The organism is Pseudomonas palmensis, assembly GCF_017848315.1.
Taxonomy (GTDB): Bacteria; Pseudomonadota; Gammaproteobacteria; order Pseudomonadales; family Pseudomonadaceae; genus Aquipseudomonas; species Aquipseudomonas palmensis.
Window position 1 is genome coordinate 1 of sequence record NZ_JAFKEC010000107.1, and the last position, 6,578, is coordinate 6,578.

A 6,578-nucleotide genomic window follows, 5' to 3' on the forward strand; every position below is an offset into this window, starting at 1 on the left:
GGGCACATCAGCAGTTGAATGAAACATTGTGGGCTATCCAGGCTCGGCTGGTGCAGTATCCGCAGATTGTGATTGGCAGTTCGGGCGGTAAGATTAGCGAAGGCAGATTGGTCGACGAGGCATCACTCTGCTTCCTGATGGGCGGTGTGGATCAGCTGTTGGAGCAGGTGCGGGCAAGCCAGCGCTTAAATGCACCTAAAAAGTAAGGGGCCATTGTCGAATCAAGGCTATCCATGTTTCAGGGATTGCTGAGAAGCCTTGAATTTCAACGGCTCGGAAGGCGGATGTGAGTCTCGTTGCCATTATGAAATTCCTTCAGCCAGCACCTAAATTCTGTCAGGTTGTTTTGCAGCCTGACAGTGCATAGCGAGCCCATTCCTCCATCAGCTGTTTCCGTTTTTCCAGCAGATCGCCTCTTCGATACGCTGCTTCAGCCGCATTAGTGATTTTATGCGCCAAAGCCATTTCTGGGACGATGTTGGCAAAGTTGGTTGTCTCGGCGGCCCAGTCTCTAAAGCTTGATCGGAAGCCATGCATGGTGATGACTTCACCGGCTTCGTTGCGCCAGCCTGGCCCGTTGTTGGCTAAGGATTTCTCATCCATACCGCGTATTTTTTGTAGCATTGCCATGTTCGAGAGCGGTCGATCAACGCTTCGACCCGGGAAAATCAATCCGCTTTTGCTTTCCGCCTTCAGACATCTGAGTGTACGAATGGCGGCTTCGGATAACGGTACTCGATGCTGGCGCCCAGCTTTCATTCGGGCGGCCGGAATAGTCCAAATTTCTTCGTCCAGATCAATTTCTTCCCAGTGCCCGCCTATCACTTCGCTTGTGCGCAGTGCGCACAACACGGTTAGCTTCACTGCAGTTGAACTTAGGTCAGTGGAATGCTCAAGTTCTGCCATGAATTCCGGTAATTGCGGCCAAGGTAGAGCGGAATGGTTGCCACGGTCTGCCAGCCTTCTTCTAGGAAGAAGTTTGTCTAGATGACCTCGCCAGCGAGCGGAATTTTCACCCGTCCGCAGCCGGCGTGCTTTGGCGGCATCGAGAACTAGCTCCAGCCGGTTTCTGACCCTGGCCGCCGTCTCAGGTTTAGCGGTCCATATTGGAATAAGGATCTTCAGGATATCGTCTGTTTCAACTTCGTCGACTGGCTTTTCTCCGATAAAGGGGAATGCGTAAGTAGTGAGGGTGTTGACCCATTGTTGCGCGTGTTTTGCGTTTTTCCAGCCCGCTCTATGGGCTTCGATGTAGTCCACTGCGCAAGCGCGGAAGGTGTTTTCAAGATTCTTCTCCCGGGCAATCAGCGCAGCTTCAGCTTGCTTGAGTGCATCAGCCTTATGTGTCAAAGGGTCGATACCCTCACGGATCAATGCTCGATGAATGTCGGCGCGGGAGCGTGCCTCCTTCAACCCATAGTGAGGGTAGGGGCCCAAGCCGATTTCCTTGCGCTTGCCTGCAAGCTGGTAACGCAGCACCCAAGCTTTTCCAGACTTTCGAATGACAAGGCGCAGGCCATCGCCATCATCGTACTTGCCATAATCCTTGAGATTTTCTACGAGTTTCGCGGTGAGCTTGGGCATGGTGGTGGCCTCCGATCTATAAAACCGGTCCTCCAGTTGGTCCCCCACCCGCAGTCTGGAAACAGGCGGAACTGGGCGGAAGCTAGAAGACTATGGCAGTATTCAAACTACCCCAAATAGGCTGCTCTAGAGCGGCCGGGCGTCGGTTTTTGGATGCCGGTGGTCGGGAGTGGAAATACACTTCGAATGACTACGCTGCATTCGAACTTATTTTCATAAGATATTGATTTTTATCAGTAAAAATTTTGACTTTTGGAGCTGTGCTGTTGAGTTCGAATCCCGCATACTCCGCTAAATTCGTTTGGCGTGTTACGGGAAGAAAGACGACTGGGGCCGTTACCGTTGGGCTTCAATTCAGGGGGCGGCGATTAATCTGCAAGCGCTAGCTTTGTATTGTTCCGAAGCTGATCTAAGTAATTCGCCCACAGTTGCGCGGCTTCCCGGCGCTGACTCAAGAGCTGAGCGCGTGCGTAAACTGCTCCCAGCGCACCTGGCATCCGGTGCGATAGCGACAGCTCCAGTACAATTGGATCGATGCCCAAATGCTCATGAGCGATCGTGCGGTAGGTAGCCCGAAAGCCGTGAGCGGTGATTGCGTACTCAGGCCAGACTTTTTGCAGCGACTTGAGGATGGACGTCGCATCGATTGACCGGCCTGGATAGACAGGCGATCCGAACACCCAGCCGTGACCGGCATCATCAACCACCCGATCTTTGTGCAGCTCGCGCAGTAGGACTAGCGCTTGCTCTGGGAGCGGCACGATATGCTTGCTCTTGTCCAGATGTTTGGTCTTGCTGACCACATATCGCCAATCGGCGCCGATCAGATCGACATCCTCCCAGCGCATCTTCACAAGCTCACCCGGCCGAACCGGTAATAGCACCAGTAGGCGCATCGCATAGGCCACGCTGCCAAGGTTCAGGTCATCGAGGCGCAGCAGAAACTTGCCCAGATCAGCAGGCCGCTCAATGGCCGGGTTGCTCGTCACCACGTGACGGATCTTGAGTTCTTCAGTGTTGCTCAGGGCCACGTTTCGCTCGACCCAGCCACGTCCTTCGGCAAAGCCGAGGATGGAGCGAATGATCGTCCGCACACGCCTCGCCATCGCCATGATTCGCTTGTATCGCAACTCGGTAATGATCGCGGTGATGTGCTCGAGTTTGATTTCGCTGACGGGCCGCTCGCCGATAGCGGGTAAAATGTGGTTCTGCAGTGCGCCGCGAAATCCTGCGACGGATTTGCTGACCAGGTCGGCGGATTTGAACTTCATCCACTCCTCAGCGACGTAGGCGAACGTACGTGACTCATTTAGCCATTGCGCCTCAATCTTGGCTTTTTTGGCTTTGAGTGGGTCGATGTGATTGGCCACGCTATTGCGCGCTGCCCGGGCGAGCTCGCGGGCTTCTTTCAAGCCCACATCCGGATACCTGCCGATCACGAACACGTTTTCCTTGCCGCGAAGACGGTACTTCAGTCGCCAGTGCCGGGAGGGAGATTTGCCAGGCTTGAGCGAGGCACGCACTTGTAGATAGAGACCCGGCACGTCGCCATCGGCGTACTTGCCTGATGTGGTCAACGACCGAATGAATGCATCGCTGAGTTTCTGGCGGAAGGGTGGCGGTTTTTCGGGGGACATGGTGTGGGGGTATCTTTTTCAGTTTGGGCTTGGTGTCCCCCAAAGATACCCCCAGTCAAGCTGGAATTGAGTGGATTCCGATGGACGGAAACGGACGATGATTTGCTCTAAGTCTATGTTTTTGAAGCATTATTGGTTCTCAGTGGAACTCGGTCAGAGGCTATCGGGGTCCCCGAAGAACATCTGAATCCGCGACCGCAACCACCGCTCCCCCGGATCATTGTCCTGCGACCCGCGCCACGCCATATGCAGCTCGAAGCTCTGCACCTCCAGCGGCGGGTCTTCGGCGCGCAGGCCGCCGGCGGCGGTCAGCTGCTCGGCGGTGTAGTCCGGCACCGTGGCGAGGATGTCGGTGCCGGTCAGCAGGCTGCCCAGGCCGTTGAACTGCGGCACGGCCAGCACCACATGGCGCTTGCGCCCCAGCTTCTCGAGAATCTCGTCCATGAACCCGCTCAGGTCGCCGGCAAACGACACCAGGGCATGCGGGCGTGCGCAGAATTCATCCAGGCTGAGGCTGCCCGGCTTGCTGTCGGCACGCAGCACCTTGGGCCTGCTGCGACGCAGCACCTTGCGCTTGGCGTTGGCCGGCAGGTCGCTGGTCCAGCTCACGCCCACCGAGATTTCACCCGACGCCAGCAGCGAGGGCATCAGCAGGTAGTTGACCCGGCGCACCACCAGCACGATGCCCGGCGCCTCGGCGCGCACACGTTTGAGCAGTTGCGGCAGCAAGGCGAACTCGGCGTCGTCGGAGAGGCCGATGCGAAACACCGCCGTGCTGGTGGCCGGGTCGAAGTCGGCAGCGCGGCTTACCGCCGTGGAGATGGAGTCCAGCGCCGGGGAGAGCAGGGCGAAGATCTCCACCGCCCGCGCCGAGGGCTCCATGCTGCGCCCGGTACGCACGAACAGCGGGTCGTCGAACAGGCTGCGCAGGCGCGACAGCGCCGCACTGATGGCCGGCTGGCCGAGGAACAGTTTTTCCGCGGCGCGGGTGACGCTGCGCTCGTGCATCAAGGTCTCGAACACGATCAGCAGGTTCAGGTCGACGCGACGCAAGTCGTTACGGTTCATCGGCTTCGCTTCATAGGTCTGGTCGGGGCAGGGGTGAATCTTAAGGGCAAAGACGGTACCCTGCACCGCATAAATTGCGCAGCAGGCGCTATCACCAATCAATGACAGGCATGTTGACTATTAATGGCCACTGATGGTCTAACCGCTATAGCCCCGATAGAGTTGCGGGTATTAGAGGTTCACTAGGCGAGGTTTGCGATGTCCCGCATGATCCGTTTTCACAAATTCGGCCAGGCCGAGGTGCTCAAGTGCGAGGACGTGGCCACGCCGCAACCGGCTGCCGGTGAAGTACAGGTGCGGGTGCAGGCTATCGGCATCAGCTGGTACGACGTGCTGTGGCGGCAGAACCTGGCGCCGTCCCATGCGCGCCTGCCAGCCGGCATCGGCCACGAAATGGCCGGTGTGGTGACCGCCCTCGGCGCCGGCGTCGACGACCTGGCCATCGGCGACAAGGTCGCCAGCTTTCCGGCCACCAGCCCCAACGAGCACCCGGTGTATGGCGAGGTCATCGTGCTGCCGCGCAACGCACTGACCCGCTACCCCGATATCCTCAGCCCGATCGAGGCCAGCGTGCACTACACGCCGCTGCTGATCGCCTATTTCGCCTATGTCGACCTGGCGCGGGCCAAGGCCGGGCAGACCGCCCTGGTCACCGACGCCAGCCACTGCGCCGGGCCGGCCTTCGTGCAGCTGGGCAAGGCCCTGGGCCTGAAGGTGATCGCCGCCACCAAGGACAGCGCCGAGCGCGACAACCTGCTCAAGCTGGGGGCAGAGAAGGTCATCGTGACCGAAGAGCAGGACCTGCTCATGCAGATCAACAAGTACACCGACAACCGCGGCGTGGACATGGTGCTCGATGGCCTGGGTGGCCCGCAGATGTCGTTGCTGGGCGATGTGCTGGCGCCACGCGGCAGCCTGGTGCTGTACGGCCTGCAGGGCGGCAACCAGACGCCGTTCCCGGCCTGTGCGGCGTTCCAGAAGAACATCCAGTTCTTCGTGCACTGCGTGAGCAACTTCACCGGCAAGCCGGAGCTGGGCATCACCCAGGACCAGGTGGCGCTGCAGCGCGCACTGCGCGATATCAACCAGTTCACCGCCGACCGCCAGGTATTGCCACACATCATCAAGGCCTACCCGTTCGACGAGGTCGTCGCCGCACACCGCCACATGGACGAGTGCCCGTGTGGAGGCCGCGTGGTACTGGTGCTGCCTGACGCCTGACAGGCTGCGCGACACGCCAAGCCCGAGCCGAGTCTCGGGCTTTTTTGTGGAAATTTCTTATTAAAGTTTCAGATGTTTCCTATTTAACTTGTGCGGACTAAGTACGGCGCTTGCGTTATGTTGTGGGCGTGGGAATAAAGACTTTCCGGTGTCCGTAAAATTACATCTTCGCGTGGAAAGGCTGCTGTTTCCTATGGGCGTCGGGCACTGTAGTGCCTAAGGCGGCGCTGTTCATCCAACCATCAATCATCTCAAGGAGCGAGATATGGTGTGCCAGCTGTACTGTTCATGGAGGTGGGGTCCTCGCACGCAACGCGCCGGGGGGCGCTGTCCGGGGCAAGGGTGGTCATCGGGCGATGCTGTTTCGATCTGAGTCGGAACAATCGTAGGAAGTTGTAAGAAACATCCTAAGACCATCATTCTTTTTTTAATTCACTTTGCCGTTGTTGCGCAACGATGTCCTGTTACCCGCATCGGGTAACTTCCGGCTGCCGGCAGTCGTTATCGAATCAGGTATACACCATGAGTACCCTCCACGATCAAGCCATGACTCACATTTACCAGCAGGTCTTGCAGCGACTGCTCGAGTGCCTTACCCAGGGCCAGCGCGCGTCGCTGCAATTGCTTATCCAGCGCATGCTGGTGGCCGCCGGCGGGATCGAGCGCATAGGCGACTTCAAGGTGATGCTGGCCCATGGCGGCGGCAAGGACAGCTCCTTCGCCCTGGCGTTTCTGCGCGCCGCGCAGTTGAGCATTGCGGCGCGTGCGCCGGCCACCTTCGAGCTGCGCGTGGTCACCGCCCGCCATGTGGGCATGTCGACGGCGGTGATCGAGAACATCGAGCGTGGCTATTCGGCGCTGGTGCTGCATGACGACCTGCGGGTCGAGCTGCTGGTGCTGGACGACGGCGGCCTCCAGCACTTCGATGCACTCAAGCCGCTGTCGCCGCGTCAGCAGCAGGTCGAGCGCTTCGACACCCTGGTTGCCGGGCACCTGACCGCCGGCCAGGTGCGGCCGATGTTCTGCAATCGCTTCTACCTGGCGCTGGCCGAACTGTACCGCCAGGGC

General features: G+C 58.8%; 4 protein-coding genes and 2 pseudogenes. 3 read left to right on the forward strand and 3 right to left on the reverse strand.

Annotated elements, in window-relative coordinates:
- Window positions 1–206, forward strand: a pseudogene (locus JZZ72_RS27350) (hypothetical protein); the annotation flags it as partial.
- Between the two features lie 130 nt (window positions 207–336).
- Here JZZ72_RS27350 and JZZ72_RS27355 read toward each other — a convergent pair.
- The 3 genes from JZZ72_RS27355 to JZZ72_RS27365 form a co-directional block, all read right to left on the reverse strand.
- Window positions 337–1,584 (reverse strand): tyrosine-type recombinase/integrase, encoded by a 1,248-nt coding sequence (locus JZZ72_RS27355; RefSeq protein ID WP_213086048.1) that lies wholly within the window; start codon window positions 1,582–1,584, stop codon window positions 337–339.
- A 368-nt stretch (window positions 1,585–1,952) separates the two neighbouring features.
- Window positions 1,953–3,221: a tyrosine-type recombinase/integrase gene (locus tag JZZ72_RS27360; protein WP_210015474.1), complete on the reverse strand. Its 1,269-nt coding sequence runs from the start codon at window positions 3,219–3,221 to the stop codon at window positions 1,953–1,955.
- A gap of 153 nt (window positions 3,222–3,374) precedes the next feature.
- Entirely contained in the window at window positions 3,375–4,289 is a 915-nt protein-coding gene (locus tag JZZ72_RS27365) for a LysR family transcriptional regulator (protein WP_043863986.1), read from the reverse strand.
- Window positions 4,290–4,487: 198 nt separating this feature from the next.
- On the opposite strand from JZZ72_RS27365, the gene JZZ72_RS27370 reads away from it, so the two are divergent.
- The gene (locus tag JZZ72_RS27370) at window positions 4,488–5,510 is read left to right on the forward strand and encodes a zinc-dependent alcohol dehydrogenase family protein (RefSeq protein ID WP_043863985.1); all 1,023 of its coding nucleotides are present in this window, start codon (window positions 4,488–4,490) and stop codon (window positions 5,508–5,510) included.
- 546 nt (window positions 5,511–6,056) lie between these two features.
- Window positions 6,057–6,578: pseudogene (locus tag JZZ72_RS27375) on the forward strand (hypothetical protein); the annotation flags it as partial.